General features: G+C 66.1%; 31 protein-coding genes and 1 tRNA gene. 17 read left to right on the top strand and 15 right to left on the bottom strand.

The features are described 5' to 3' along the window. Nucleotides 1-148: 148 nt before the first annotated feature. The 8 genes from KBY93_RS09120 to KBY93_RS09085 all read right to left on the bottom strand — a co-directional run bounded on the left by KBY93_RS09120 (nt 149) and on the right by KBY93_RS09085 (nt 4,358). Complete coding sequence (locus tag KBY93_RS09120) at nt 149-775, bottom strand: hypothetical protein (protein WP_255094009.1); 627 nt, start codon at nt 773-775, stop codon at nt 149-151. Between the two features lie 41 nt (nt 776-816). Further along, the gene (locus tag KBY93_RS09115; RefSeq protein ID WP_255094008.1) at nt 817-1,356 is read right to left on the bottom strand and encodes a GspH/FimT family pseudopilin; all 540 of its coding nucleotides are present in this window, start codon (nt 1,354-1,356) and stop codon (nt 817-819) included. Continuing rightward, complete coding sequence (locus KBY93_RS09110) at nt 1,353-1,778, bottom strand: hypothetical protein (protein WP_255094007.1); 426 nt, start codon at nt 1,776-1,778, stop codon at nt 1,353-1,355. The genes KBY93_RS09115 and KBY93_RS09110 overlap by 4 nt, the downstream gene beginning before the upstream one ends. Beyond that, complete coding sequence (locus tag KBY93_RS09105; protein WP_255094005.1) at nt 1,775-2,191, bottom strand: hypothetical protein; 417 nt, start codon at nt 2,189-2,191, stop codon at nt 1,775-1,777. The genes KBY93_RS09110 and KBY93_RS09105 overlap by 4 nt, the downstream gene beginning before the upstream one ends. A gap of 427 nt (nt 2,192-2,618) precedes the next feature. After that, nucleotides 2,619-2,981 carry a nucleotidyltransferase domain-containing protein gene (locus KBY93_RS09100; RefSeq protein ID WP_255094003.1) on the bottom strand — a complete coding sequence of 121 codons (363 nt, stop codon included), beginning with the start codon at nt 2,979-2,981 and terminating at the stop codon, nt 2,619-2,621. Nucleotides 2,982-3,021: 40 nt separating this feature from the next. After that, nucleotides 3,022-3,648, bottom strand: coding sequence for a Uma2 family endonuclease (locus KBY93_RS09095; protein WP_255094001.1), 627 nt, complete (start codon nt 3,646-3,648; stop codon nt 3,022-3,024). Between the two features lie 66 nt (nt 3,649-3,714). Continuing rightward, nucleotides 3,715-4,116, bottom strand: coding sequence for a type II toxin-antitoxin system VapC family toxin (locus KBY93_RS09090; protein WP_255094000.1), 402 nt, complete (start codon nt 4,114-4,116; stop codon nt 3,715-3,717). Beyond that, a complete protein-coding gene (locus tag KBY93_RS09085) occupies nt 4,113-4,358 on the bottom strand; it encodes a FitA-like ribbon-helix-helix domain-containing protein (RefSeq protein WP_255093999.1) in 246 nt (81 codons plus the stop codon). The genes KBY93_RS09090 and KBY93_RS09085 overlap by 4 nt, the downstream gene beginning before the upstream one ends. Before the next feature lie 218 nt (nt 4,359-4,576). Here KBY93_RS09085 and KBY93_RS09080 point away from each other — a divergent pair, with 218 nt between their 5' ends. Further along, nucleotides 4,577-4,786 (top strand): FitA-like ribbon-helix-helix domain-containing protein, encoded by a 210-nt coding sequence (locus KBY93_RS09080; protein ID WP_399222899.1) that lies wholly within the window; start codon nt 4,577-4,579, stop codon nt 4,784-4,786. 130 nt (nt 4,787-4,916) lie between these two features. On the opposite strand, the gene lepA is transcribed toward KBY93_RS09080, so the two are convergent. Further along, entirely contained in the window at nt 4,917-6,725 is a 1,809-nt protein-coding gene (gene lepA / locus KBY93_RS09075; RefSeq protein WP_255093996.1) for a translation elongation factor 4, read from the bottom strand. Nucleotides 6,726-6,914: 189 nt separating this feature from the next. Here lepA and KBY93_RS09070 point away from each other — a divergent pair, with 189 nt between their 5' ends. The 8 genes from KBY93_RS09070 to KBY93_RS09035 all read left to right on the top strand — a co-directional run bounded on the left by KBY93_RS09070 (nt 6,915) and on the right by KBY93_RS09035 (nt 13,458). Then, on the top strand, nt 6,915-7,163 hold the full coding sequence (locus tag KBY93_RS09070) for a type II toxin-antitoxin system Phd/YefM family antitoxin (RefSeq protein WP_255093995.1): 249 nt from the start codon (nt 6,915-6,917) through the stop codon (nt 7,161-7,163). Next, on the top strand, nt 7,154-7,408 hold the full coding sequence (locus KBY93_RS09065; protein ID WP_255093994.1) for a Txe/YoeB family addiction module toxin: 255 nt from the start codon (nt 7,154-7,156) through the stop codon (nt 7,406-7,408). Before KBY93_RS09070 ends, KBY93_RS09065 begins: the two co-directional genes overlap by 10 nt. Nucleotides 7,409-7,463: 55 nt before the next feature. After that, nucleotides 7,464-7,721, top strand: a complete 258-nt coding sequence (locus tag KBY93_RS09060) for a NifU family protein (protein WP_255093992.1) — start codon at nt 7,464-7,466, stop codon at nt 7,719-7,721. Nucleotides 7,722-7,786: 65 nt separating this feature from the next. Then, the gene (gene serS, locus KBY93_RS09055; protein ID WP_255093991.1) at nt 7,787-9,079 is read left to right on the top strand and encodes a serine--tRNA ligase; all 1,293 of its coding nucleotides are present in this window, start codon (nt 7,787-7,789) and stop codon (nt 9,077-9,079) included. A 57-nt stretch (nt 9,080-9,136) separates the two neighbouring features. Beyond that, nucleotides 9,137-10,225 (top strand): RIP metalloprotease RseP, encoded by a 1,089-nt coding sequence (gene rseP, locus KBY93_RS09050; protein WP_255093990.1) that lies wholly within the window; start codon nt 9,137-9,139, stop codon nt 10,223-10,225. A gap of 1 nt (nt 10,226) precedes the next feature. Next, the gene (gene nth / locus KBY93_RS09045) at nt 10,227-10,874 is read left to right on the top strand and encodes an endonuclease III (protein ID WP_255093989.1); all 648 of its coding nucleotides are present in this window, start codon (nt 10,227-10,229) and stop codon (nt 10,872-10,874) included. A gap of 34 nt (nt 10,875-10,908) precedes the next feature. Beyond that, complete coding sequence (gene rpsN / locus KBY93_RS09040) at nt 10,909-11,211, top strand: 30S ribosomal protein S14 (RefSeq protein WP_255093988.1); 303 nt, start codon at nt 10,909-10,911, stop codon at nt 11,209-11,211. A 123-nt stretch (nt 11,212-11,334) separates the two neighbouring features. After that, on the top strand, nt 11,335-13,458 hold the full coding sequence (locus KBY93_RS09035; protein ID WP_255093986.1) for a polyribonucleotide nucleotidyltransferase: 2,124 nt from the start codon (nt 11,335-11,337) through the stop codon (nt 13,456-13,458). A gap of 97 nt (nt 13,459-13,555) precedes the next feature. Here KBY93_RS09035 and KBY93_RS09030 read toward each other — a convergent pair whose 3' ends face one another. The 3 genes from KBY93_RS09030 to KBY93_RS09020 form a co-directional block, all read right to left on the bottom strand. Then, nucleotides 13,556-14,317, bottom strand: coding sequence for a calcium-binding protein (locus KBY93_RS09030; RefSeq protein WP_255093984.1), 762 nt, complete (start codon nt 14,315-14,317; stop codon nt 13,556-13,558). Between the two features lie 70 nt (nt 14,318-14,387). After that, nucleotides 14,388-14,876, bottom strand: a complete 489-nt coding sequence (locus KBY93_RS09025) for a hypothetical protein (RefSeq protein WP_255093982.1) — start codon at nt 14,874-14,876, stop codon at nt 14,388-14,390. 101 nt (nt 14,877-14,977) lie between these two features. Continuing rightward, nucleotides 14,978-15,916 (bottom strand): 3'(2'),5'-bisphosphate nucleotidase CysQ, encoded by a 939-nt coding sequence (locus tag KBY93_RS09020; RefSeq protein ID WP_255093981.1) that lies wholly within the window; start codon nt 15,914-15,916, stop codon nt 14,978-14,980. Here KBY93_RS09020 and rsmI point away from each other — a divergent pair. Further along, complete coding sequence (gene rsmI / locus KBY93_RS09015) at nt 15,915-16,799, top strand: 16S rRNA (cytidine(1402)-2'-O)-methyltransferase (protein WP_255093980.1); 885 nt, start codon at nt 15,915-15,917, stop codon at nt 16,797-16,799. The two genes, KBY93_RS09020 and rsmI, sit on opposite strands and share 2 nt — an antisense overlap. An 81-nt stretch (nt 16,800-16,880) precedes the next feature. After that, the gene (locus KBY93_RS09010) at nt 16,881-17,123 is read left to right on the top strand and encodes a hypothetical protein (RefSeq protein WP_197167440.1); all 243 of its coding nucleotides are present in this window, start codon (nt 16,881-16,883) and stop codon (nt 17,121-17,123) included. Here KBY93_RS09010 and KBY93_RS09005 read toward each other — a convergent pair. Further along, nucleotides 17,102-18,004, bottom strand: coding sequence for a hypothetical protein (locus tag KBY93_RS09005; protein ID WP_255093979.1), 903 nt, complete (start codon nt 18,002-18,004; stop codon nt 17,102-17,104). The two genes, KBY93_RS09010 and KBY93_RS09005, sit on opposite strands and share 22 nt — an antisense overlap. A 40-nt stretch (nt 18,005-18,044) precedes the next feature. On the opposite strand from KBY93_RS09005, the gene KBY93_RS09000 reads away from it, so the two are divergent. Both KBY93_RS09000 and KBY93_RS08995 read left to right on the top strand, forming a co-directional pair. After that, nucleotides 18,045-18,118 (top strand) — tRNA-Arg (locus KBY93_RS09000). A gap of 143 nt (nt 18,119-18,261) precedes the next feature. Next, nucleotides 18,262-18,750, top strand: coding sequence for a cupin domain-containing protein (locus KBY93_RS08995; protein WP_255093978.1), 489 nt, complete (start codon nt 18,262-18,264; stop codon nt 18,748-18,750). A gap of 279 nt (nt 18,751-19,029) precedes the next feature. On the opposite strand, the gene KBY93_RS08990 is transcribed toward KBY93_RS08995, so the two are convergent. Then, on the bottom strand, nt 19,030-20,283 hold the full coding sequence (locus KBY93_RS08990) for a fatty acid desaturase (protein WP_255093977.1): 1,254 nt from the start codon (nt 20,281-20,283) through the stop codon (nt 19,030-19,032). 50 nt (nt 20,284-20,333) lie between these two features. Further along, nucleotides 20,334-21,107 (bottom strand): Coq4 family protein, encoded by a 774-nt coding sequence (locus KBY93_RS08985; protein WP_255093976.1) that lies wholly within the window; start codon nt 21,105-21,107, stop codon nt 20,334-20,336. Nucleotides 21,108-21,353: 246 nt separating this feature from the next. Between KBY93_RS08985 and KBY93_RS08980 the strand changes: the two genes are divergently transcribed. Genes KBY93_RS08980 through KBY93_RS08965 form a run of 4 tightly spaced genes read left to right on the top strand, consistent with a single transcriptional unit; the run spans nt 21,354 to nt 24,851 of the window. Beyond that, the gene (locus KBY93_RS08980; protein ID WP_255093975.1) at nt 21,354-21,902 is read left to right on the top strand and encodes an NAD(P)H-dependent oxidoreductase subunit E; all 549 of its coding nucleotides are present in this window, start codon (nt 21,354-21,356) and stop codon (nt 21,900-21,902) included. Beyond that, a complete protein-coding gene (locus tag KBY93_RS08975) occupies nt 21,899-23,506 on the top strand; it encodes a NuoF family protein (RefSeq protein ID WP_255093974.1) in 1,608 nt (535 codons plus the stop codon). The genes KBY93_RS08980 and KBY93_RS08975 overlap by 4 nt, the downstream gene beginning before the upstream one ends. Then, nucleotides 23,503-24,222 (top strand): bidirectional hydrogenase complex protein HoxU, encoded by a 720-nt coding sequence (hoxU, locus tag KBY93_RS08970; protein WP_255093973.1) that lies wholly within the window; start codon nt 23,503-23,505, stop codon nt 24,220-24,222. Before KBY93_RS08975 ends, hoxU begins: the two co-directional genes overlap by 4 nt. Continuing rightward, nucleotides 24,219-24,851, top strand: a complete 633-nt coding sequence (locus KBY93_RS08965) for an oxidoreductase (RefSeq protein ID WP_255093972.1) — start codon at nt 24,219-24,221, stop codon at nt 24,849-24,851. Before hoxU ends, KBY93_RS08965 begins: the two co-directional genes overlap by 4 nt. The last annotated feature ends 28 nt before the right edge of the window (nt 24,852-24,879 follow it).

Raw genomic sequence — 24,879 nt, 5'->3', positions numbered from 1 at the left:
GGCGACGCGTTCGTTTCTTGGCGTAGATCTGTTCGTAGTCCGTGAAGCCCAGCTGGAGAGGGGCGGCCATCCGTTCCAGTCTCAGACTTGGATCTGGATTGATTTTAGCGGGTTTTTCAGGGGTTCCCTAACGAGTGGGCGTAGTCCCTCACCCCGCCCCAGCCACCGCCTCGCTGCGCACCCGCCGCACGGGGCCGTTGGCCGCGGCCGAGCTTTGCTCCAGCCGCATCGCCACCAGCCCACTCACCGGATCAAGGCAGGCCGAGAAGGGCAGCGCAGCTGAGCTGTTCAGCACCTGGCCGCCGCTCAGCTGGCCGCAGCCGCTCCAGGGGGTGGGGTCGCCCGCGAGGCCATCGAGCACCACCAGGCTCTGGAAGGTGCTGGCCGGATTCACCGATCCATCGAGCCGATAGGCCGGTCCGCAGCGCATCAACACCCGGCCCCGCCAGATGCCGCTCGGTGCTGCTCCCACCGAGTAGGTGATCGTGGCCTCTCCCGTGCTCACCGGCACCCGCAGCTGCAGCACCGGCGTGCGCCCCGCCAGTCCGCAGCTCACCGCATCCGGCGCATCCGCAGCACCCACCACCGCCCTGGCCCGCTCCAGGTCGTCGCGGATAAGCGTCATCGCCCGCCGCTGGTGCGCCCGCTCCCGCACCATCCAGCTGAAGCGCTGGGCGTTCTGCCCCTCCCCCACCAGTGCCTGGATCATGCCGCCGCAGACCATCAGCCCCAGGGCCATCGCCAGCAGCAGTTCCACCAGTCCGAATCCCGACACAGAAGCTGGCGACGATCGCAAAAGTTGCCTTGCCATCGCTCTCATAACGCAGGGTCCGGCCGGCAGGCGCTGCTATCTGGTGCCCCACCCTCAGCGCCGCCATAGCGGCCCAGCCGCACTACCCCCAGCGGCAGGGCCATCACCAGGCAGCGGCGCAGTTCGGTGCCCTCACTGCTGAGCACCACCGTGCCGCCATCCAGCACCAGGCCGTTACTGCTGAAGCGCACTGCCTCCGGCAGGTTGTGGCGCACCTGCACCGCTCCGTTGCCCACCCCTTCATCAAGGCTGCGGAGGCCCTGGCCGCAGGCAGCAGGCGATCCGCCGCTGCCCGGCGCCTCCCAGCCCGTGGCACCCAGGCTCATCGCGCAGGGCTGCCCCTGCTCCGCCGCCTGGGCGCGGCCCCGCTCGATGCCCTGCGCCAGCCGCCTGGTGGCGGCCTCGACTCGCTGTGTCGCCAGGGTTTCGCCCCCGGCCAGCAGCGCCATCGCCGCCAGAATCCCCAGCACCGTGATCCCCACCAGCAGCTCCGGCAGCGTGAAGCCAGCCCAAGTGCTCGGGCTGCAGTTGTTCAGGCTCCTCATGCCCCCAGCTCCGTGTCGGTGGCCAGCGGCTGGCACAGCCCATGGGCCGCCGCCATGAACAACCGCCGCCGCTCGATCGCCTGATGCTCACTGCGCAGCACCAGCCAGAGTCCGCCGGCCCCGTTGTCCTCCTCGCGCTGCAGCGTGGCCGTCACCCCCGCCGGCAGCTCCGTGGCAGCCGCCTGCAGCTGGGCCTCCAGCCAATCGCCCGCCACTGCGCAATCCGCCGCTGGTGCCACCGCCAGGGCTGCCCGGCGCAGTCCATGCTCCCGCCGCAGCAGGTCGGCATCAAGGCGGCGCATCAGCTCCTGCCGCTGCTCGGCGCGCTGGCTCCAGAGCGCACTCGACCCCCACAACTGTGCCGAGGCATTGGCCGCCAGGCCGAACACCACCGCCGCCACCATCACCTCCACCAGATTCATCGCCCCAGCCCCCGCACGCTGCGCACCAGCGGCGCCCCGTCGCCGGGCACCACCGCCAACGCATAGAGCCGCTGGCTGCCTGCATCGCTCAGCTCCAGCCGCAGCTCACCGGGCCGCGCCGCTTTACCACCCAGAGCCGGTGTCCAGCCCACCACCCGGTAGTCGTTCTCCCCCACCTGGCCCGCCGCCACCATCGCCGGATTCAGCCCCGGCGCACAGCCAGCCACCGGCATCACCCAGTCCGCGGAAGCCTGCGGCAGCAGGCAGGCATAGGCACCGCTCAGCTGGGCCGCCACCCGCTGCGCCGCTGAATCCAGCGCATCCTCCTGCTGGCGTTGCTTCAGTTCAGCCGCCGCCAGGGCCGATCCCTGCAGCGCCGCCGTCTGCACCGACAGGCTCGTGAGCAGCAGCATCAACGCCGCGCCGAGCGACAGCGGCAGGACAAAGCCAGCGTCAGGCGCCTGCCCCCCCGGCCGGGCAAGAGGCACCGCCCCCAGGCGAGACAAACAGACAGATCGAGGCACCATTGGCGGCCCCCTTCAGCAACAACTCCCCCAGCGTTCCCAGCCAGTGAGTGATTGCTTCCCGATTCAGCCGGGCCTGGACGATGGCTTCAATAAACGTTGCACGTGCTCAGAGCAGCGCCTCTGGATCGAGAAGATCAAGCCAGAGCGCCTCTGTCTGGGTCTGGGTCTGGCGCAGCCAGGTTGACTTCCCCGTCCCGCGCGGCCCGAACAGGAAGAAGCTGCCCGCTGGCTCCTTGAAGAATCGCCCTATCGCCGCCAAAAACGCAGCCGATCTGGCGATTGCGTCGCCAGATCCGCATGTATTTGTGGTCGCCTACTGATTCAGCGTTGCCGCCAGCGGCGACGGAGCGATCAGCCAGCGCAGGTCGCGCTGAAGCGTTGCCGCCAGCTTCGGGTTCCACTGGGGGAGGCTCTCCCACTCCCGGCGGCTGTACACGAGCAGATCGGTAGCCAGCGGAAGATCGGCCGTGTCCCAGGGGCGCAGGCGTTCCCAGATCGGCAGCTCGCACTGCCGCAGCACCAGCAGCAGATCCAGGTCGCTGCCCACACCGGCATCGCCGCGCCCGTAGGAGCCGAAGACACCCACCGCCTCCAGCTCCGGTTGGACCGCTGCCTGGCGCTTAGCCCACTGCCCTGCCGCCTCAAGCACGCTCTCGGAACTGGGCCAGCGCAGCACGGACCCATTCAATGATCGCTGTGGCATGAAACAGGCCCTCTCAAACGTCCCAGATCGGAGCCAGATCCACCACCAGGCCAGGGAACAGTTCTCCTCCATCCAAAGTTTTGGCATCGTCGAGGCGCTCAGGGGTGGAGGCGGCCCCAACGCGCCAGATCTCCACGGCCCTCTCCTCGGGCAGCAACAACCAGCCCAGCTGCGCCCCATTGGCCTGGTAGGCGTCCATCTTCTGGCGGAGCGCACTCACGCCACGGGGCCCTTCGTCGGACGCGCTGGCCAGTTCCACCACCAGATCCGGGCAGAGGGGCGCAAAGCCACGGCGCTGCTCGGGGGTGAGAGCCTGCCACCGATCTAGGCGCACCAGGGAGGCATCGGGGCTCAGCACCGAGCCATCGGGCAGGCGAAATCCGGTGGAGCTATCGAACCCCTGCCAACCTCCAGAGGCCTTGGCAAAGAGCTCGAGCTGGAAGGAGAGCTCGTTATTGCGGGCGCCGGTTTCGCTTCCCGTAAGGGTCATGACGATGAGTTGACCATTGGCCGCCAGTTCAAGCACCGCATCGGGATTGGCCTGACACACCAGCTCGAACTGATCAGCGTTGAGCCGTAGGTCCCAGGGCAGCTGCAGCGGCTGCACGCCAGGCGTTGGGCTTGGAGGTGCCAGCGTCATCAACAGTTCGCCTGCAGAACCCAACTGTAATGAGATCGTTCAGGCCAGGCCGCAAGCCCTGCTGATTCAGGAGGTGGCCTGAGGCAGGGGATGGGCCAGATCAGGGAAAGCTCTCAGCACAGCGCCGTCCGCCGTGATCAGCGGTATGCCCAACTGTTGAGCAGCGACCACGAACTCACAGTCGTAAGCGCTGCAGCCACTGGTGGCCGCCAGCCGGAGCACAGCGTCAGAACACACCGGTTCCTCATGGCGAATCACCAGGTCTTCTGCCTGCTGCTGCAGGCTGAGCACTTGATCGAGGCTCAGGTCGCCTCGCCGCTGGTATCCGCTCAGCACGTTGCGCCATTGGCTACGCCACAACGGCGGAGCCGCCCAGTTGGGTTGATCGATCAGCAAGGCTTCCGCCTGTGCTGTCTGCGGGCCGGGCAGCAGCAGATAGGCCACCACGTTGGTGTCCACAGCGATCACGGGCGGCCCTCACGCTTGAACGCGTCGCTGTCGGCGGGGGCAAAACCATTGCGCGGCAAGGTCTCGCGTAGTGCACGAATGGCCGTCAGCCGTTCCTCCGCCCCGGCTGGTGCCAGCGTCAGCCCAGCTTCCAGGCACACGATCGCCTCGCTGTTGAGGCTGCGGCGATGCTGCCTGGCCGCAGCTGCCAGGCGGGCGTGGAGTGCGTCCGGCAGGTTCTTGATGGTGAGGCTCTTTGCCATGGCAGCCACCAGTTCATCAACGCTGCAACCATTCTGCAACCGTTTTGGTTGCAATGAGCTTCGCTGGCGCATTGGCGGGTGCCATGGAATCGCAACAACGTCGCTGCCAGTAGTCGATAAGCAATCCCAGAAGCACCATGGCGCAGCTCCTGATTCGGCAGCTTGCCCGATGTCAACTACTAAGGCGGCCGCCTACCTAATCGTCGCCGAACAGGCAGCTGGATGATCAGGTGGTGACCGCGCTCAGGGCCCGCGCCCGGGCTCAGGGCCTCTCCCTGGAGCAGAGCCTGCGCAACCTCCTCACCGACACAGCCCGGCAGGAAGAATCCCTTCGCGGTGAGCTGGCTCGCCTGCGGGCCACCACACCGGCCGCAGACCGCAGCCTTGACGTCGCGGGCCTGATCCGCGAGGAACGGGACAGCCGCTGAATCCGGCACCCTGCAACTGGCACCAGACCTGGTGCTGGTGGAACTGCTGAACGCGGGTTTGAAAAGTCTGCGGCTGGGGGCGATCACCTCCGAACAGTTCCAGGTGCTGGCGAACCGCGCCGCCCCGCTCCTACTGATTCAGCTTCAGCACCGCCATGAAGGCTTCCTGGGGCACATCCACCTTGCCCATCGCCTTCATGCGCTTCTTGCCCTTGGCCTGCTTTTTAAGCAACTTCTTCTTGCGGGAGATGTCGCCGCCGTAGCACTTGGCCAGCACATCCTTGCGGATGGCGCTGATGCTTTCGCTGGCGATGATGCGGCTGCCGATCGAGGCCTGGATCGGAATCTTGAACTGCTGCCTGGGGATCAGCTCCTTAAGCTTCTCCACCAGCCCCTTGCCCACGTTGTAGGCCTTGTCGCGGTGCACGATCGTGGTGAGCGGATCGGCCTTCTCGCTGTTGATGAGCACATCGAGGCGCACCAGTTCATTCTTGCGATAGCCGATCAGGCTGTATTCCATCGAGGCATAGCCCTTGGTGCGGCTCTTCATCTGATCGAAGAAATCCGTCACCACTTCCGCGAGTGGCATCTCATAGTGCAGCGTCACCCGGTCGGTGGTGATGTACTTCATGTCGATGAACTCACCTCGCCGCTCCTGGCACAGCTCCATCAGGGCGCCATTATAGCTGTTGGGCGTGTAGATCTCCAGCTTCACGTAGGGCTCCTCGATCGATTCACGCTTCTGCGGATCCGGCAGGGTGGCGGGATTGTCCACCATCAAGGTGCTGCCGTCGATCATATTCACCTGATAGATCACTGACGGCGCCGTCACGATCAGGTCGAGGTCGTACTCGCGCTCCAGCCGCTCCTGCACGATTTCCATGTGCAGCAACCCGAGGAAGCCGCAGCGGAAGCCGAAGCCCATGGCGCTGCTGGTTTCCGGCTCATACTTCAACGCCGCATCGGATAGCTGCAGCTTGTCGAGCGCGTCGCGCAGATCGGGGTACTGATCGGCGTCAGTGGGAAACAGGCCGCAGAACACCATCGGTTTGGCTTCGGCATAACCCGGCAGCGGCTCCGCCGCCGGATTGGCGGCCAGGGTGATCGTGTCGCCCACCCGGGCATCAGCCACCGCCTTGATCGAGGCCGCCATGTAGCCCACCTCACCGGCATGCAGGCTTGGCACCTGGCGCTGGTCGGGCGCCATCACGCCCACCTCATCGAGCTCCACGATCTTGCCGCTGGCCATCAGCAGCACCTTGTCCTTGCGAGCGATCACACCGCTGATCACCCGGAAATAGACGATCACACCCCGGTAGGGGTCGTAATAGGAATCGAAGATCAGCGCCCGCAGCGGCTCATCCACCAGATCCGCCGGCGGCGGCACCCGCTCCACCACCGCTTCGAGGATCTCGGGAATGCCCAGGCCAGTCTTGGCGGAGCAGGCGATCGCTTTGGAGGTGTCGAGGCCGATGATGGCTTCGATCTCCTCCTTGATGCGCTCAGGATCAGCGCCGGGCAGATCGATCTTGTTCAGCACCGGAATGATCTCCAGATCATTCTCCAGCGCCAGGTACACATTCGCCAGCGTCTGCGCCTCCACCCCCTGGCTGGCATCCACCACCAGCAGCGCGCCCTCACAGGCCTGCAGGCTGCGGCTCACCTCATAGGAAAAGTCCACATGGCCCGGCGTGTCGATCAGGTTGAGGATGTAGCGCTCGCCGTCGGCCGCTGTGTACTCCATGCGGGCGGCCTGGAGCTTGATCGTGATCCCCCGCTCCCGCTCAAGTTCCATGTTGTCGAGGAACTGGGCCTGCATGTCGCGCGCCGCCACGGTGCCGGTGTCCTGCAGCAACCGATCGGCCAGGGTCGATTTGCCGTGGTCGATGTGGGCAATGATGCAGAAGTTGCGGATCCGTGAAACGGGAACGTCGGTCATTGCGTAGAGAAAGCCCGTTCAGGGAAGCCAGTGGACCAATCCTAGGAATCAGGGGGCTGGGGCCCAGCGCCGGACCCACCAAGGCTGGCTGTGGACCAACGGTGACGGGCCTCAAACCGACATCGCCACCAGATCCACAATGCGACGTACAGTAATGCGTACAGGAAGCTCAGGTTTGGCATGGATGCCATGTCTTACACAGCCGCCAGGGCGAACCTGGCTCAGACCATGCGACAGGTCTGCGACGACCATGAGCCCCTGATCATCACGCGTCGTGGGGAGCCCGCCGTGGTGATGCTGTCTCTCGATGATTTCAAAGCCATGGAAGAGACCGCCCACCTGCTGCGCTCCCCCGCCAATGCCCGGCAACTGCTGGAATCCATTGCCGCCCTGGGCGCCGGCGACGGCGAGGTCCACGAACTCCTCTCGTGCGACTGATCTTTGCTCCCAAGGCTTGGAAGGACTACCTCCACTGGCAGGAGCATGACCGCAAGATGCAACAACGCATCAACCAACTGGTCGAAGCGATCCGCCGTGAGCCCTTCAGCGGCATTGGCAAACCCGAGCCGCTGAAGCACGCCCTGGCGGGCTGGTGGTCGCGGCGAATCGATGGCGAACACCGGATCGTCTACCGCATCGAAGCGGGCGATCTTCTGATCGCTCAGCTGCGCTACCACTATTGAAACCAGACGCCCGTCAGGAGACCTCTCTAAAGTCAAACCATCTCCCCGAGACACCATGAGCACCGACACCGTCAATGACCCCCGCGCCCTCACGATCGAGAACGTCGAGCGGGTGCTAGATGAGCTGCGCCCCTACCTGATGGCCGACGGCGGCAACGTCGAAATCGTCGAAATCGACGGGCCGATCGTGAAAGTGCGGCTGCAGGGCGCCTGCGGCTCCTGCCCCAGCAGCACCATGACTCTCAAGATGGGCATCGAGCGCAAGCTGCGCGAATCGATCCCCGAGGTGAGTGAAGTGGTGCAGGTGCTCTGAGGCCTTCCCACGCGGCCTGCTCCAGCATCAGTCCGTAGGCTGCACGCGCCTTTGCACCTGGAGCCGTGCTGGATCAGCGCCTGCTGCGCGACAACCCCGAGCTGATCGTTGAGCAGCTCGGGCGTCGAGGCATGGCTCTCGATCTCTCGGCCCTGCAGTTGATCGCCCGCCATGAGCGTGATCTCGAGCAGCAGCGCAGCGATCTGCAGGCCGAGGGCAACCGCATCGGCCGCCAGGTGGGCGAGCTGATCCGAGCAGGTGAAGCCCCCCACAGCCCCGATGTGCAGACCCTGCGTGACCGGGGCAACACCATCAAGCAGCAGGTGGCGGTGCTCGAGGAGGAGGAGAAAGCCCTTGAAGCCCGCCTGCGCGAGCAGCTGCTCGCCTTCCCCAATCTCCCCTCCCCCCTCTGCCCCGCGGGTGCCGGCGAAGCCGAGAACGTCGAGCGACGCCGCTGGGGCACACCCCGCCTGCCGCTTGTCGATCAAGCGCCGCTCGAGGAGCACTGGCAGATCGCCGAACGTCTCGGCCTGATCGACAGCGAGCGCTCGGTGCGCATCGCCCAGAGCCGCTTCGTGACCCTGCTTGGCCAGGGCGCCCGGCTGGAGCGCGCCCTGATCAGCTTCATGCTCGATCAGCACAGCCGCCGCGGCTACCGCGAAGTGCTGCCACCGATCCTGGTGAACAGCGCCAGCCTCACCGCCTCCGGCCAGCTGCCCAAGTTCGCCGAGGAAAGCTTCCGCTGCGCCGACGACGACCTCTGGCTCACCCCCACCGCCGAGGTGCCGATCACCTCCTTCCACCGCGATGAGCTGATCCCCGCCGAGCAGCTGCCCCTGCGCTACGCCGCCTATACCCCCTGCTTCCGCCGTGAGGCCGGCTCCTACGGCCGCGACACCCGCGGCCTGATCCGCCTGCACCAGTTCAACAAGGTGGAGCTGTACTGGTTCTGCCACCCCGATCAATCGGACGAGGCCCACGCCCAGCTCACCGCCGACGCTGAAGCGGTGCTGCAGGCCCTGGAGCTGCCCTACCGGGTGATCGAGCTCTGCACCGGTGATCTGGGCTTCTCAGCCGCGCGCACCTTCGATCTGGAGGTGTGGCTGCCGGGCGCCGGCGCCTATCGGGAGATCTCCAGTTGCAGCACCTGCGGCGATTTCCAGGCGCGGCGCTCCTCGATCCGCTTCAAGGAGGGCAAGAAAACCCGCCTGCTGCACACCCTCAACGGCAGCGGCCTGGCGGTGGGCCGCACCATGGCCGCCCTGCTCGAAACCGGCCAGCAGGCCGACGGCAGCGTGCGCTTGCCGCAGGCCCTGGTGCCCTACATGGGTTGCGATCGCCTCATCAGCGAAACCTGAAGCGAACGCCCCACGGCTGAAAGCCCCAGAATGGGTGTCTTGCGCAACACAGCCTGAATGGGCGTTCTCACGGCACTGGCGATCCTGGCGGGCCTGATCGTGGTGCACGAAGCCGGCCATTTCTTCGCGGCCACCTGGCAGGGCATCCGCGTCAGCGGCTTCTCGATCGGCTTCGGGCCGGCTCTGCTGCAGCGCCAGCGCCGCGGCGTGCAGTTCGCCCTGCGGGCGATCCCGCTCGGCGGCTACGTGGCCTTCCCCGACGACGACGAGGACAGCGGCATCCCCAGCGACGATCCCGACCTGCTGCGCAACCGTCCCCTGCCCCAGCGCGCCCTGGTGATCGCCGCCGGCGTGATCGCCAACCTGCTTCTGGCCTGGGCTGTGCTGTTCGGTCAGGGCTTGGTGGTGGGCGTGCCCGCGGGCTTCAGCGCCACCCCCGGTGTGCTGGTGGCCGCGGTGCAACCGGGCCAGGCCGCTGCTGCCTCCGGCCTGATCGCCGGTGATCGCATCCTCAGCCTCGGCGGTGTGCCGGTGGGTGGCGGCTCACAGGCCGTGGTCGATCTGGTGGCCGACATCCAGCAGGCCCCCGAGCGCACCCTGCTGATCGAAGCAGAGCGCGGCGGTGAAGCCCTCAGCCTGCGGCTTACACCCTCCGACCGCGACGGCATCGGCCGTATCGGCGCCCAGCTCCAGCCCAACGGCAGCGAAGTGTTCCGCCCCGCCAAAGGGCCCCTGGAACTGCTCACTCAGACCAATCGCGTCTTTGTGCAGCTGATCCGCCGCACCGTCGATGGCTTCGTGGCCCTGGTCACCCACTTCGGTGAAACCGCTCCCCAGGTGTCGGGGCCGGTCAAGATCGTCGAGATGGGCGCCAGCCTGGCCCGCCAGGGCGGCAGCAGCCTGTTCATCTTCACCGCACTGATCTCGATCAACCTGGCGGTGCTCAATGCCCTGCCCCTGCCCCTGCTCGATGGGGGCCAGTTCGCCCTGCTGCTGCTCGAAGGCCTGCGTGGCCGCCCCCTGCCCGAGCGCCTGCAGCTGGCCTTCATGCAATCGGGCTTCCTGTTGCTGATGGGGCTGAGCGTGGTGCTGATCGTCAAGGACACCAGCCAGCTCTCGGTGGTGCAGCAACTGCTCGGCCGCTGAGGTGCCACGGTTTGCCACGGCCCGCCAGCGGACTCCCCTGATCCTGGAGCGCCTGGAGCTCCACTACCCCCACGCCACCTGTTCCCTCAACTGGCGCACCCCCTGGGAGCTGCTGGTGGCAACCATGCTCTCGGCCCAGTGCACCGACGAGCGGGTCAACCTGGTCACCCCGGCCCTGTTCGAGCGCTTCCCCGATGCCGCCGCCGCCGCCGCGGTTAGCTCCAGCGAGGTGGAGCCCTACGTGAAGTCCACCGGCTTCTTCCGCAACAAGGCGAAGAACATTGTTTCTGCCTCGCAGCTGTTGATGGAGCGCCATGGCGGCGCGGTGCCGGCCTCGATGGAGGAACTGCTAGAGCTGCCGGGGGTGGCGCGCAAGACAGCCAACGTGGTGCTTGCCCATGCCTTCGGCATCAACGCCGGCGTCACTGTCGACACCCATGTGCGGCGGCTGAGCAACCGGCTCGGGCTCACCCGCCAGAGCGATCCGCGCCGGATCGAGCCCGACCTGATGAAGCTCGTGCCCCAGCCGGAATGGGAGAACTTCTCGATCCGGCTGATCTTCCATGGCCGCGCCATCTGCAACGCCCGCAAGCCCCTGTGCGCGGGCTGCCCCCTCGCCGATCTTTGCCCCAGCCATCCCACGCGCTAAGCTTGCCCCTCACCGAAAGAAGTGCAGCAGCCGCATGGCGAAGAAGTCGATGATCGCGCGGGATGTGAAGCGCAAAAAAATTGTGGCTCGCTTCGCCGACAAGCGCGCGGCCCTCAAGGCTGCCTTCGAAGCGGCTGCCGATCCGATGCAGCGCCTGGAGATCCACCGCAAGATCCAGAATCTGCCCCGCAACAGCGCCCCCACCCGCGTGCGCAACCGCTGCTGGGCCACCGGCAAGCCCCGTGGCGTCTACCGCGATTTCGGTCTCTGCCGCAACCAGCTGCGTGAGCGCGCCCACAAGGGTCTGCTGCCCGGCGTCACCAAATCGAGCTGGTAATCCGGCCTGGCTTCTGCCTGCATGACCGCGAGGGTGGCCAGGCGCCACCCTTTTTTGTGCATTCAGGCCCCCGCGGGCCCGAATGCGAGAATGGAGAGTGATAAAAAACGAACATAAGACGAAGTGCCAGGACAGATTCAGACGATCTCCTTCGACGGTCGGGAGATCAAGCTGACCACAGGCTTGTATGCCCCCCAGGCCGGGGGTTCGGTATTGATCGAATGCGGGGACACTTCCGTGCTGGTCACGGCCACCCGCGCCAAGGGCCGCGAAGGGATCGACTTCCTCCCGCTCACCTGTGACTACGAAGAGCGCCTCTACGCCGCCGGCCGCATCCCCGGCAGCTTCTTCCGCCGTGAAGGCCGCCCCCCCGAGCGGGCCATCCTCACCACCCGCCTGATCGATCGCCCCCTGCGGCCCCTGTTCCCCTCCTGGCTGCGCGACGACCTGCAGGTGGTAGCCACCTGTCTGTCGCTGGATGAACGGGTGCCGCCCGATGTGCTGGCGGTAACCGGCGCCTCGATCGCCACCCTGCTGGCCAGGATCCCCTTCAACGGCCCGATGGCTGCCGTGCGCGTCGGCCTGCTCGGCGACGACTTCGTGCTCAACCCCAGCTACCGCGAGATCGAGCGCAGCGAGCTGGATCTGGTGGTGGCCGGCACCCCGTCAGGTGTGGTGATGGTGGAAGCGGGCGCCAACCAGCTGCCCGAGCAGGACGTGATCGAGGCGATCGAGTTCGGCTACGAAGCCGTGGGTGAACTGATCAAGGCCCAGCAGACGCTGCTGACCGAACTGGGCATCGAGCAGGTGTTCCCTGAAGCCCCGGTGCAGGACCCCGCCCTGCCGACATTCCTGGAGCAGGAATGCGGCGCCGGCATCGGTGAGGTGCTCAAGCAGTTCTCCCTCACCAAGGCCGAACGCGACAGCCAGCTCGATGCCATCAAGGCAGAGGTGGCCGGCAAGATCGCCACCCTCTCCGACGACGACCCCATCCGGGTGGCCGCCGCCGGCAAGGCCCTGGGCAACACCTACAAGGGCATCACCAAGAAGCTGATGCGCGCCCAGATCCTCACCGATGGCAAGCGGGTCGATGGCCGCAACCTCGATGAGGTGCGCCCGATCAGCGCCGCCGTGGGCGTATTGCCCAAGCGGGTGCATGGCTCTGGCCTGTTCCAGCGCGGGCTCACCCAGGTGCTCTCCACCGCCACCCTCGGCACCCCCAGCGATGCCCAGGAGATGGACGATCTCAACCCCATGGGTGAGAAGACCTACCTGCACCACTACAACTTCCCCCCCTACTCCGTCGGTGAAACCCGGCCGATGCGCTCCCCCGGCCGCCGCGAGGTGGGCCACGGCGCCCTCGCCGAGCGGGCGATCGTGCCCGTGCTTCCTCCCAAGGAGTCCTTCCCCTATGTGCTGCGGGTGGTCTCGGAGTGCCTCAGCTCCAACGGCTCCACCTCAATGGGCTCGGTCTGCGGCAGCACCCTGGCCCTGATGGATGCCGGCGTGCCCCTCAAGGCCCCCGTGAGCGGCGCCGCCATGGGCCTGATCAAGGAGGGCGATGAGGTTCGCATCCTCACCGACATCCAGGGCATCGAGGATTTCCTCGGTGACATGGACTTCAAAGTGGCCGGCACCGAGAAGGGCATCACCGCCCTGCAGATGGACATGAAGATCAGCGGTCTGGCAGTGAGCACCATCGCTGAGGCCGTCAACCAGGCCCGCCCGGCCCGGCTGCACATCCTCGAGAAGATGCTCGAAGCGATCGACAAGCCCCGTGACGTGCTCTCCCCCCATGCCCCACGCCTGCTCAGCTTCCGCATCGACCCGGAACTGATCGGCACCGTGATCGGTCCCGGCGGCCGCACGATCAAGGGCATCACCGAGCGCACCAACACCAAGATCGACATCGCCGACGGCGGCATAGTCACGATCGCCAGCCATGACGGCGCCGCCGCCGAGGAAGCCCAGCAGATCATTGAGGGGCTCACCCGCCGCATCAGCGAGGGCGAGATGTTCAACGGCTCCGTCACCCGGATCATCCCGATCGGTGCCTTCGTCGAGATCCTCCCCGGCAAGGAGGGCATGATCCACATCTCCCAGCTCTCCGAAGCCCGGGTCGAGAAGGTGGAAGACGTGATCAAGGTGGGCGATGCCGTGACCGTGCGAGTGCGCGAGATCGACAACCGCGGCCGCATCAACCTCACCCTGCGGGGCGTGGCCCAGGAAACTGTGCCGGTGGCCTGATCAGAACTTGGTGCGCCTGATCCAGTAATCAACAATCGAACCGCTTTCAGCTCAGCTGAAGGCGGTTTTTTATGGACTGAACATTGGCTTATGCCGCTCAGATCAACAGTCCACCGCTAAAGCTCGAGAGGTCGGCAGAAGCGGTGAAGATCTGAAGGCTCGGGTCGAAGAGCGGATCCTGCAGCGTCCGCTCGATCGTGGGATCCCACACGTAGATGTCAGCGCCCACCACGGTGGTCACCCCAAGAACATCGCCCCGCACGATCAGTCCGTCGGTATCCCTGATGAAGCGGCCATTGCTATCGGTGGAAGGCTCATACCGGGTGATCGCCACCCCATCAGCCACTTCGTCGTACTCGATCAGATTGCTGTAATCAAGAAAGCTGCCGAAGCCGAAAATCAGCACCTTGTCGCCTTCAGCGGCATTGAAATCCTCGATGCGATCATTACCGCGCGAGAGGGCAAAGCGATCAGCGCCGAGGCCACCGAAGAGGCGATCATCGCCGCGATTGCCATTTAGGAGATCATCACCTCCGCCGCCGTAGAGCCAGTCGTCGCCCTGACCTCCGGAAAGCGAATCGAAGCCGGCTCCACCGCGCAGGGTGTCGTTGCCAGCGTTCCCCCGCAGCACATCATCCAGCTGACGGCCCAGCAGCAGGTCGTCGCCCGCCAGGCCTCGGATCGTGTCCATGCACTCGGTGCCGGTGAGGGTGTCGTTGCCCTCTGTGCCGGTGATCTCCTGACCAACCAGAAAGTTCTCGTTAAGCGCTGGATCAACAAACGCCGGCTGGCCCTGCTCGGCCAGAAACTGGTTGAGGATCTGCTGGGCCTGCAGAACCTCGAGGGCAGGATCGAGCATTGGTGCGCTCAGGGAACCACAACGCTAGCGAGCGACGAACCAGGCTTCAATCCCAGCCTCCCAGGCCAGGTCATGGGACAGAAGCCAGCAGACGAGCACAGGCTGGCGGCTCAGCCTGATCAAAACCCTCTTGCAGACTCATCTGGCCGGATGAACGCTGCAGACAGCCAACCAAGGCTTTCCCGGCAAAGTCCCTGGAAGGCAAGCCCACCGCCTTAAGCCGGTAGCTATCCAGGCTGGTTTCGAGAGTATAAGCGAACGGTCCCGCAGAGGGGTTGTCAATGGAGGCTCCACCCTGAACCTGGGCCATCTGCAACTGCTGGCGAATAGTGGTGCGCAGCGTCAGTTCAGTGAGGCGATCCCGGAACTGGCTGGAGAGCTGTAAGCAAGCAACAAGAACAATTGTCAATCCAAGGCCATAAAGCATGACGCCTTGAACGAAACCGACATCAGCAGATTCATCGGCGTGAGAACGTCCCCTGGCGCAGTGGGTGACGCTGGAGTGATGGCTGGGTGGAGGCGAATGGGCGAGGTGAAACAGAAACGCGTGACAGGCCATGGAAAGCCCTCGGTCATTAATCAAACCGTAATCACCCGCTTTTCAACAGGCGGTCTTATCTGCTACCAGCAAGCTTGCTGATACTCATTCATAGGCGAGCTTCACACCACAAAGCCCGGATCGATCCGCGCCATGGCGGCAGCAGCCCGCTCGCACAGCTCCGCATGGGACAGGCCATGGCTGGCGATCAGGCAGCCAGCCTGCAGTCCGTCGCCGTTGTTGTACCGGAGGGGGCGGCCATCGGCATGGCTGAACGCACCACCAGCCGCCCGCAGCACCGCCTCCGGTGCCGCCATGTCCCAGTCCTTGGGGGCGCTGCGGCCCGAGAGCGAGAGGTAGAGGTCGGTTTCACCGCGCAGGATCGTGGCAACCTTGCAGCCCACGCTGCCCACCGCCAGCGAGGAGCCCAGGTCCAGGGCCTGCACCAACTGCTCCAGCCGCTGGTCGCGGTGGTTGCGGCTGGCCACCAGCACCAGCTCAGCCGGTTCGCGGCGTTCACTCAGCTGGGGCGCAAACCGCTCACCGGCCGGATTCTCTCGCCAGGCACCCCCGATCAGATCCTCAGCCGCCGCCCCCACCAGACCGAACCAGAGCTCCTCCTTCTCGGGCAGCAGCACCACGCCGAGCACCGGCTGGCGCTGGTGCACCAGCGCCAGATGCACCGCATACTCGCCGGTGCCCTGCAGGAAATCCCTGGTGCCGTCCAGCGGGTCAAGGATCCAGAGCCAGTCGGCCTCCAGGGACACCCCAGCGCTGAGCTGCTCCTTGGCGGTCTCCTCACTCAGCAGGGTCCAGGGGGCGTCTGGGAAGGCCTGGGCGAGACCCTCGAGCAGGTGCTGGTTCACCGCCAGATCGGCCGCCGTCACCGGCCCCTCACCCCCCTCATCCACGCTCAGCGCTGCTCCGTAGCCGAAGGGGGGCTGTTCACCGCGCGCGTAGGCCCTCAGAATCGCCGCCGACTCCCAGCAGAGGCGCCGCAACAGCGCCAGCAACTCCTCCAGATCGAGGCCGGCGGGCAGACAGCAGGAGGCAGCCATCATGGATACGGCCAGGGTCGGACAGAGCCGCATTGTGGAGCAAGCCAGCGAGCCCGCCGCCGGAGTGTTGTACCTGGTGGGAACACCGATCGGCAACCTCGGCGATCTCTCCCCCCGGGCCCGGCGGGTGCTGGAGGGGGTCGACCGGATCGCCTGCGAAGACACCCGCCACAGCGGCCAGCTGCTGGCCGGCCTGGGCATCCGCAGCCGCCTGCTCAGCTTTCACCAGCACAACCAGACCGCCCGTATCCCCGAACTGCTCGCCGCCCTGGCTGCGGGGGAAAGCCTGGCGGTGATCAGCGATGCGGGTCTGCCGGGCATCTCCGATCCGGGCGAGGTCCTGGTGGCGGCCGCCCGCGCCGGCGGCCATGCGGTGATCTGCGTACCTGGCCCCTGCGCCGTGACCACGGCCCTGGTGAGCAGCGGCCTGCCCAGTGGCCGCTTCTGCTTCGAGGGGTTCCTGCCGGCCAAGGCCGGCCTGCGCCGCCAGCGGCTGCAGGAGCTGGCGGCAGAGCAGCGCACCCTGGTGCTCTTCGAGGCACCCCACCGGCTGATCGAGCTGCTCGACGACCTGCTCACCACCCTGGGTGACAGGCCATTGCAGGTGGCGCGGGAGCTGACCAAACGCCATGAGCAGCAGATCGGGCCCAGCGTCAGCGCCGCCCTCGAACACTTCCGCCGGGTGCCACCCCGGGGCGAATGCACCCTGGTGCTGGGCGGCGCGGCACCGGAGCAACCACCCCTGCTCAGCGACGCCGAGCTGACCCAGGAGTTGCGCGAGAAGGTGGCCGCAGGCCTGAGCGCCAGTGATGCAGCTCGCCAGCTCGCGGCTGAAACCGGCCTCTCCCGCCGCAGCCTCTACGCCCTGCTGCACCAGCCGGAGTGAAAGCGGGCGCTGCCTGCGCTGGGCCTGAGCTGGATGGGTCATGCTGAAGGCCGAGCTGCCCCACTCCCCTCCGCCCTGGCCATGCTGCTGCGCCTGCGCCTGTTGCTCACCAGCCTCGGCGGCGGATTGCTGCTGCTGCTGATCCTCTGCCTCGGCGCCCAGAACCTGGAGGAGCGCCCCAGCCTGCGGCTGGGTATCGGCCGCAGCGCCCCCCTGCCCAGCGGCTTCCTGGTGGGGCTGGCCCTGGCGGCTGGGGTGATCAGCGGCGGCAGCGCCACCGCCCTGTTGCTGCCCCGCCGGGATCAGCCGCCGGGGAGGGCGTAGAGCGCACCTTCCAGCACCACCCGGGTGATGCCCTGCCCCACGAGGTAGGTGGCCGTGCGCTGAATCACCTGGCTGTCGGGCATCTTGATCACCCGCTGGGTACGGCCGCACTGACGCTTGGCCTGGCGCGGATTGGCGAACACCACCAGGGCCTGGCGCGCCTGTTCGTCGTCGGGGAGGGCGCCGAGCTCGGGGAAATCACTGAGGGGGCGAGCCTGCAGCTCCACCGTCTTGTCCACCAGCATGTACAGGCTGGCGGGCAGGGGAGCGTTCTCCAGCGGCTGGCAGACCACCGCCGAACCCTGCTGCAGCCCCGAGCTGAGGTTGGCGCCCGCCATCACCGGCACCATGGTGAACACATTGCCTTCCGCGTCGGTGTCATCACCGTCGCCGTCGTCGCTCTCGCCGTCGTCAACCTCGACGTCGTCGCCCTCGGCATCCTCGCCGAAATCATCAGCGTCATCGATCGCCAGCACAGCGGGGCCGGAGCCGTCCTCGTCAGTGTCGGGCTCGATCTCCACCAGATCGAAGTCGGCTTCAGCCTCGAACAGTTCTGCCCCTGGCAGTTCGGGCTCTGGCAGTTCGGGCTCGGACAGCTCGACCTCTGGCAGTTCTGCTTCAGAAAGTTCTGCTTCAGAAAGATCGGCGATGGCAGGCGCCAGCGGCAGGGGCATCTCCTGCTGATCCAGCAGCTCCGCGGGGCGGCCGCGCTCTTTTTTGAGCTGCTCGTAGAGCTCGGGGGTGAAGGCACCCTTCACCACTCGGGTCACGGTGTTGGGGCTGCAGCCGAAGCTGTCTGCCAGGGCCGCGCTGGACTCACCAGCCCGCCACCGCTGCACCAGCTCCTGTTTCTGGGCGTCACTGAGCCGGGAGGCCGCCATCTAGCAAGTTGCGCAGCAGCCCAATCTAGGCTGATGCAGTGGGCCGTTAGCTCAGCTGGATAGAGCATGCGACTTCTAATCGCACGGTCGCTGGTTCGAATCCAGCACGGCCCGTTCCCCCACCCGCCGGCGTCTGGCGCTCCAGAAGCCACACCAGCATTCCCTGACTGGACCCCATTTCGGTAGCAGCAGCGCCGACAGCTCCAGTGATTTGTCAACAATCTTGACAAAACCATTGAACCCGAGAGGCCCGCCCCATGGCCCTCGCACGACGCGTCGAACTGGTGCCGCTGGAGCGCACCTCCTCAGGCAATGCCCTCTTCAGCCAGGCCCAGCCCAGCGACGAAACCCTGATCGCCGATCTGGCCCCCCATCAGCCCGTCTCGCTCTTCTGCCACCGCCGCCAGACCGATCAGCTGATCCTCCTGCGCGGTTCCCTAGAGCTGGTGGTGCTGGAGGACGGCCGGCTCGTGCGCATTCCCCTGCGGGAAGACGAACCCCTGCTGGTGCGCATCCCCCCGGGCGTGCCCCACGGGGCGGTCAACAGCAGCCGCCACTACGCCACGGTCGTTAATGCCGTGCTGCGTCACGGCCCTGCCGACCCGCGCGACTACAGGCCGCGGCCACTGCCCCACAGCCTGCGGGCTCAGTGGCAGCAACTCATGGGCGTGCCCGCGCCAGCAGATCCTCCGCAGCCGGCAGGCGCAGCCGATCCGCCCAGCCACACCGACCATTGGCAGGCGTGATTCAGGTTGTGCCAGTCCTCGCCGAGGGTGATGAACGGCCGCTCACCGGCGAGGTGGGCCAGGTGATGGGCTTTCCACCAGCTCGGTCCCAGCTGCCCTGCCGAGGTCCCCATCAGACAGGGAAACTGGAGCTTGCGCGACGCCTTGCTCTGGGCAAACAACGGCTGCACGGTGATCTTGGAGAGGGCGTATCACCTGACGGGGTGCAGCTACAGGGATTTGTGCAGATTTACTGGCGTCTGTTATAGGGGCGGACAGCAAGAGACTCTCAGGGTCTGCCTAGACAGCCACTTCGGGCTGTTGGAGGTTCTTCTCAGCAGTCAGACAGGGAACAGGCATGGTCACCGTTCCATCCGAACTCACCAGGGTCACGGCATCGCGGTAAAAACGCGGGGTGGAGAGCATCAGCCGCCAAGCCTGACCCATTCCCATCAGCTGAAAAAGACTAGGGTGATGAGCCAACAACAACTCTCTTACTTTAGGATAATAGTTGGTATTTAGACCTGGAAAAACATGATGTTCGGAATGGTGGGAAAAGTTGAAGTGCAGCAGATCGATCCATGCCGGCACCAGAAGGGAGAGCGAACTCACCAATGGATCATTATCCTCGGTGAGCGGGGAAAGCATGTGATTGGTGTAGATATAGACCATCGAAATCGCATAGCCTACCCATAGGGGCAAGAAGTACCCAAGCAATAGTGGAACTGGCCGAAGACCGATCCAGCTGATTAACCCAGCATGGAGGGCAACCACAACCATCAGCTCAAGGGCGATGGCCTTGCGCTCAACCTTGCTCACCTGAAAGGCTGCCGGAGTGAAAAGAGTATTGGCGGTGTTGAAGAGAAGCACCGAACAGGTCGTGCGGAAGTGGTGCAACGGCCAGGCACTGGTCATACCTAGGGCCAGGATCAACGGATGCACCTCGCTGGAGGGCGCGATCCAGCGAAACAGGCGCTTGCCCCAGCTGCTGGGTTGACTCTCGAGATAGCTCCGATCAGTATCCACCAAGCCATTGGTGTGGCCATGGTGTTCGCGGTTATGCACTGCCTGCCAGAGGGTTGGGGTCATCCACGACACGCTGAATGCCACCAGCCCAACCAGCCGCCGCAGCGGCCGCTGCCGCGGCAAGCTGCCGTGCATCAGGTCATGAGCTAATAGCCCCAGGACGAAGACGCTGTTACCCATCACCACCGCAAAGGGGAGCCATAGCAGCAGCGCGGCCAGGGGAAGACGGTCGAGCTGGGAAGCGATTTGCCATCCGAGCGCCAGGATTGCCAGGTTGATAGGAATCAGACCCAGCCTGGCCGGGTCGGTCTTAAACGCCTCAGCAGGCAGCAAGGGACGCAGTTGACGAGCAACTGCCAGGGGCTCCAGAGGCGGCCATGCCAAGGCTGAACCAGAAGCTTCGACGGGCGCTGCGGAAATGGTGATATCGGACAAAGAGATTCGGAACGAGCCCGCAAAGAGCCTCGTGCTCCCTACTTGGCGATCACCATTCTTAACAGAAAGCCACCCCAGACGGGTGAAGGGCACCTCTGGATGGTCTGAACCGGCGGGATCGCGCTGGCTCCGGGACCGGAGACTCAGGCTGCCAGAGCCGCGGCCACCGCCGGGTTGCTGTACCAGCTGCGCACACCCTCACGCACCGGGATCACGCCCAGCTCGGCGCGCAGTTCCTCGAGGTCCTGCCCCATGCGCTCCTCCCAGATCACCGGGAAGAGCCGCTGGGCGGCGGCACCGGTATCGAGGCCATCCACGATCAGCCGCAGAATGGCCCTGGCCGTGCGTGCCTGATCCTCAACGCTGCTGAGTTCGGCGGCGGGGGTGCTGCCCATCAGCCAGCTGAGCATCAGCGACACCAGATCGGTGAAGCCCAGACCTGGATGGTTGAACTGTCCCACGCTGATGCTGATCACCCCGATCTCCCCGTAGTTGTCGAGGCTGTAGCCGCTGAGGATGTGGTGGAGATCGTGGGTGGCGAACACCCGGTAATTGATGTAGTCGGCTTCGGTCTCCAGGTTGTTGTAGAAGGCTGGTTCAGGGAAGAAGTTGATGTCGTAGCCGTGGGCGTTGAGCACCGAGGCGTAGGTGTGTCCGAGCGTGCCCTTGGGCAGGGCTGCCAAGGCCTCCACGTCGTAGGGGCCGCAGAGCCGGCGTTCCTTGATCAGGGCGGCGGAGGCCGGGTCCTTCTCCAGGATCCGGGTGCACAGTTTCATCGGATTCGACTCCCGCAACCGATGGGACAGCAGAAACACATTCCCCGCGTCCTTACCGCCCCCCACCGCCAGGTCGACGAGTTCGAGGAAGTCCTGCAGGTTGTGCTGGGAGGCGATCGAGTTGAGGAAGCGGAAACCCATGGCGTGTGGCGCAATGTGAAGCTGTGGTGCTGTGGAGCTGTGGTGCAGGCCGACGGCCGTGGCGAGCCCTTCTGGCCTGGAGATGACGGCCTGATCTGGCCAGTCAGCCGCGATCCTGATCGATAGGGTTGCGCCGAGTAGCGCGAACGGCATCAGGCCGATGTCAGCAATCCCCCGCACGTCCCCCCGGCTGAATGCCTGCGGCCGAAACCGTGGCTAACAAATGGATGGAGTGCGGAAAAGCGCATGACCGCAACCAGCCCGGCCCGACCCGCCGCATCCAAGCCATCCCCTTCGGCCGAGGAGATCGCCAGCCGCAAAATTGCCCAGGTCATCCGCCGGCATGGGGCCCAGCCCGATGCCCTGATCGAGGTGCTCCACCAGGTCCAGGAGATCCATGGCTATCTCCCGAAACAGGCTCTTGATCAGGTGGCCCGCCAGCTGCGGATGCCCTTGAGCCGGGTCTACGGAGTGGCCAGCTTCTATCACCTCTTCACGCTGGAGCCCCCCACACCCCACCGTTGCGCCGTCTGCCTGGGTACAGCCTGTTTCGTCAAAGGGGGGGCCGACGTCGCTGCCCGCCTCGAGCAACGGCTCGGGGTCAAACTCGATGACCCGGCCGGCAACGGCATCTGGGCCGTCCAGCATGTGAGCTGCCTTGGTGCCTGCGGCCAGGCGCCGGTGCTGGTTGTCGACGGTGTGCTGGTCACGAAGCTGCCGATTGATCAGCCCGAGGCCCTCGATGCCGTGCTCGAGAGCACGGGCATGCCGGCAGCAGGAGCGGTGCCCGCATGAGCAGCTCTGGCTCAACCACCCCTGCCCGTCAGCTGCGCTGCTGCGGGGCCAGCGGCTGCCGCAGCGCCGGCAGCGAGGAGTTGCAGGCCGCCCTGGAAGCGGCCCGGGATGCCGCAGGCCACACGGCCCAGGAGCTTGCGATCAAACCGGTGGGCTGCCTGCGGCTGTGCGGCAGGGGGCCACTGGTGGCCTGCGACGGCCCCGGCGGCACCACCCTCTATGGCGCCGTTCCACCCACCGAGGCGGGCGCCCTGATCGAGGCCGCCCGCCTCGGCGACCACGGCAACGACACCCTTCAGACCAGCCGGCTTGACCCCCAGCTGCCCTTCTTCGCCCTCCAATCGTCCGTGGTGCTGGAAGGCTGCGGCCAGGTGGATCCCGAATCGATCGACGATGCGATCGCCTTCGGGACCTACAGCCAGCTGCGCCGCTGCCTGCATGAACTCACCCCGGAGGAGGTCCGGGAGCAGGTGAAGCGCAGCGGTCTGCGCGGACGGGGAGGCGGGGGTTACCCCACGGGTCTGAAGTGGGACACGGTGGCCCTGCAGCCGCCCGGTCCCCGCTATGTGGTCTGCAACGCAGACGAAGGCGATCCCGGTGCCTTCATGGATCGCAGTGTTCTCGAGAGCGATCCGCACCGGCTGCTGGAGGGTCTCGCCATCGCGGCCTATGCCGTCGGTGCCGACCGGGGCTACGTATATGTCCGCGCCGAATACCCCCTGGCGGTGGAGCGGCTGCGCAAGGCCCTGCAGCAGGCCCGGCGCGCCGGGCTGCTCGGCAACGGCATCGATGGCACCTCCTTCTCTCTGACGATCGAGGTGCGCGTCGGGGCGGGCGCCTACGTCTGCGGCGAAGAAACTGCCCTGCTGCAGTCGATCCAGGGGCAGCGAGGCATGCCCAGGCCCCGCCCCCCCTACCCGGCCCAGTCCGGGCTGTGGGGCGCGCCCACCCTGATCAACAACGTCGAGACGATGGCGGCCGTGCCGGTGATCCTGCGCGAGGGCGGCGACTGGTACGCCTCGATGGGGACGGCCGGCAGCAAGGGCACCAAGGTGTTCGCGCTCTCCGGCGCCGTGACCAACACCGGCCTGGTGGAGGTGCCGATGGGTACCACTCTGCGCAGCGTCGTGGAGGTGATCGGCGGCGGCGTCCCCGACGGCTCGCCGATCAAGGCCGTGCAGACCGGCGGCCCCTCCGGAGGCTGCATCCCCGCCGAGCTGCTCGATACCCCGGTCGACTACGAAAGCCTGATGGAACTGGGTTCGATGATGGGCTCGGGCGGCATGGTGGTGATGGGAGAAACCACCTCGATGCCGGAAGTGGCGCGCCACTTCATGCGCTTCAGCGTCAACGAAAGCTGCGGCAAATGCGTGCCGTGCCGCGCCGGCACCGTGCAGCTCGCCCAGCTGCTCGACAGATTCGTCGAGCGGCGCGCCAGCCCCGCCGACATGGCGAAGCTGGATGCGCTGTGCCGCATGGTGAAAGCCACCAGCCTCTGCGGCCTCGGGCAGTCAGCTCCCAACCCGGTGCTCAGCACCCTGCGCTACTTCCGCCACGAATACGAAGCGGCCTGCCGTCAGCCCGCCCTGTGTGAGCAGCCATGAGCGTCATCACTCTCAGCGTGAACGGCAAGGAGGTCGCCATCCCGGAGGGTGTCAGCCTGCTGGAGGCCACCCGGGCCGCCGGGGTGGATATTCCCCTGCTCTGCCACCTCGACGGGCTCGAGCCCGTGGGGGCCTGCCGGCTGTGTCTGGTGGAGGTGGAGGGAAGCAACCGGCTCATGCCCGCCTGCACCACCGCTGCCAGCGAGGGGATGGCGATCCACACCCACACCCACCAGCTGCTCGACTACCGCCGCATGGCCGTGGAACTGTTCTTCGCGGAAGGCAACCACATCTGCGCCTTCTGCGTGGCCAACGGCAACTGCGAACTGCAGAACGTGGCCGTGCAGGTGGGAATGGACCACTCCCGCTTCCCCTATCAATACCCCCAGCGCGTCGTCGACGCGTCCCATCCGCTGTTCGCCATCGACCACAACCGCTGCATCCTCTGTACCCGCTGTGTGCGGGTCTGCGATGAGATCGAAGGGGCGCACGTCTGGGACGTGGGCAGCCGCGGCAGCCATTGCCACATCGTGGCCGGGCTGGATCAGCCCTGGGGAGAAGTGGAGGCCTGCACCAACTGCGGCAAGTGTGTCGACGTATGTCCCACCGGAGCCATCTTCCACAAGGAAGACACCACCGCCGAGAAGCTGCGCCACAGCGACCGCCCCGCCCTGCTCAAGGCCGCCCGCGACGAGCACGTCTGGAGAAACCAATGACCACACCCGACCCATCCACGCCTGAGCCAGCCGCGCCTGAGCCATCCGCCGCAGGGCTCCCGGATCGACCCAAGCTGCGGCTGGCCACCGTCTGGCTGGCGGGCTGCTCGGGCTGCCACATGTCGTTTCTGGATCTCGACGAATTTCTCTTCGATCTGGCCGCTGTGGCCGATGTGGTCTTTTCACCCGTGGGGATCGACACCAAGACCTACCCCGAGAACGTCGATGTGTGCCTAGTGGAGGGCGCGGTGGCCAACGTGGACAATCTCGAGCTGGCCCGCATCGTGCGCCAGCGCACGCGGCTGGTGATCTCGTTCGGTGACTGCGCCGTCACCGCGAACGTGCCGGGTCTGCGCAACCTCTTGGCCAGCGCCGATGGCAGCAGTCAGCAGGCGGTTCTGGAGCGGGGCTATCTCGAACTGGCTGACACCGGAGCCCAGCTCCCCTTCGCCCCCGGGATCGTGCCCGAGCTGCTGCCACGGGTGCTGCCCCTGCATGAGGTGATCGCCGTCGACCTGTTCCTGCCCGGATGCCCACCCTCGGCCCAGCGGATCAAGGAGGCGATCGCCCCGCTGCTGGCCGGAGAGCGGCCGGTGATGGAAGGGGCCGAGATGATCCGATTCGGCTGATGGAGTCCCGTCCCCCCGCTGCTGCCGC

It is taken from the genome of Synechococcus sp. J7-Johnson (assembly GCF_024345795.1).
In the GTDB taxonomy this organism is placed as follows: domain Bacteria; phylum Cyanobacteriota; class Cyanobacteriia; order PCC-6307; family Cyanobiaceae; genus Regnicoccus_A.
This window is presented reverse-complemented; position numbering and strand designations above follow the sequence as displayed.

Bases quoted from the DNA above. Each gene is read 5' to 3' on its own strand.
- KBY93_RS09115 (WP_255094008.1), bottom strand. From the start codon at position 1,356: ATGAGGAGCCTGAACAACTGCAGCCCGAGCACTTGGGCTGGCTTCACG.
- KBY93_RS09110 (WP_255094007.1), bottom strand. From the start codon at position 1,778: ATGAATCTGGTGGAGGTGATGGTGGCGGCGGTGGTGTTCGGCCTGGCG.
- KBY93_RS09105 (WP_255094005.1), bottom strand. From the start codon at position 2,191: ATGCTGCTGCTCACGAGCCTGTCGGTGCAGACGGCGGCGCTGCAGGGA.
- KBY93_RS09095 (WP_255094001.1), bottom strand. From the start codon at position 3,648: ATGACGCTGGCACCTCCAAGCCCAACGCCTGGCGTGCAGCCGCTGCAG.
- KBY93_RS09085 (WP_255093999.1), bottom strand. From the start codon at position 4,358: ATGGCAAAGAGCCTCACCATCAAGAACCTGCCGGACGCACTCCACGCC.
- lepA (WP_255093996.1), bottom strand. From the start codon at position 6,725: ATGACCGACGTTCCCGTTTCACGGATCCGCAACTTCTGCATCATTGCC.
- KBY93_RS09070 (WP_255093995.1), top strand. From the start codon at position 6,915: ATGTCTTACACAGCCGCCAGGGCGAACCTGGCTCAGACCATGCGACAG.
- KBY93_RS09060 (WP_255093992.1), top strand. From the start codon at position 7,464: ATGAGCACCGACACCGTCAATGACCCCCGCGCCCTCACGATCGAGAAC.
- rseP (WP_255093990.1), top strand. From the start codon at position 9,137: ATGGGCGTTCTCACGGCACTGGCGATCCTGGCGGGCCTGATCGTGGTG.
- rpsN (WP_255093988.1), top strand. From the start codon at position 10,909: ATGGCGAAGAAGTCGATGATCGCGCGGGATGTGAAGCGCAAAAAAATT.
- KBY93_RS09030 (WP_255093984.1), bottom strand. From the start codon at position 14,317: ATGCTCGATCCTGCCCTCGAGGTTCTGCAGGCCCAGCAGATCCTCAAC.
- KBY93_RS09025 (WP_255093982.1), bottom strand. From the start codon at position 14,876: ATGGCCTGTCACGCGTTTCTGTTTCACCTCGCCCATTCGCCTCCACCC.
- rsmI (WP_255093980.1), top strand. From the start codon at position 15,915: ATGGATACGGCCAGGGTCGGACAGAGCCGCATTGTGGAGCAAGCCAGC.
- KBY93_RS09020 (WP_255093981.1), bottom strand. From the start codon at position 15,916: ATGATGGCTGCCTCCTGCTGTCTGCCCGCCGGCCTCGATCTGGAGGAG.
- KBY93_RS09010 (WP_197167440.1), top strand. From the start codon at position 16,881: ATGCTGCTGCGCCTGCGCCTGTTGCTCACCAGCCTCGGCGGCGGATTG.
- KBY93_RS09005 (WP_255093979.1), bottom strand. From the start codon at position 18,004: ATGGCGGCCTCCCGGCTCAGTGACGCCCAGAAACAGGAGCTGGTGCAG.
- KBY93_RS08995 (WP_255093978.1), top strand. From the start codon at position 18,262: ATGGCCCTCGCACGACGCGTCGAACTGGTGCCGCTGGAGCGCACCTCC.
- KBY93_RS08985 (WP_255093976.1), bottom strand. From the start codon at position 21,107: ATGGGTTTCCGCTTCCTCAACTCGATCGCCTCCCAGCACAACCTGCAG.
- KBY93_RS08980 (WP_255093975.1), top strand. From the start codon at position 21,354: ATGACCGCAACCAGCCCGGCCCGACCCGCCGCATCCAAGCCATCCCCT.
- KBY93_RS08975 (WP_255093974.1), top strand. From the start codon at position 21,899: ATGAGCAGCTCTGGCTCAACCACCCCTGCCCGTCAGCTGCGCTGCTGC.
- hoxU (WP_255093973.1), top strand. From the start codon at position 23,503: ATGAGCGTCATCACTCTCAGCGTGAACGGCAAGGAGGTCGCCATCCCG.
- KBY93_RS08965 (WP_255093972.1), top strand. From the start codon at position 24,219: ATGACCACACCCGACCCATCCACGCCTGAGCCAGCCGCGCCTGAGCCA.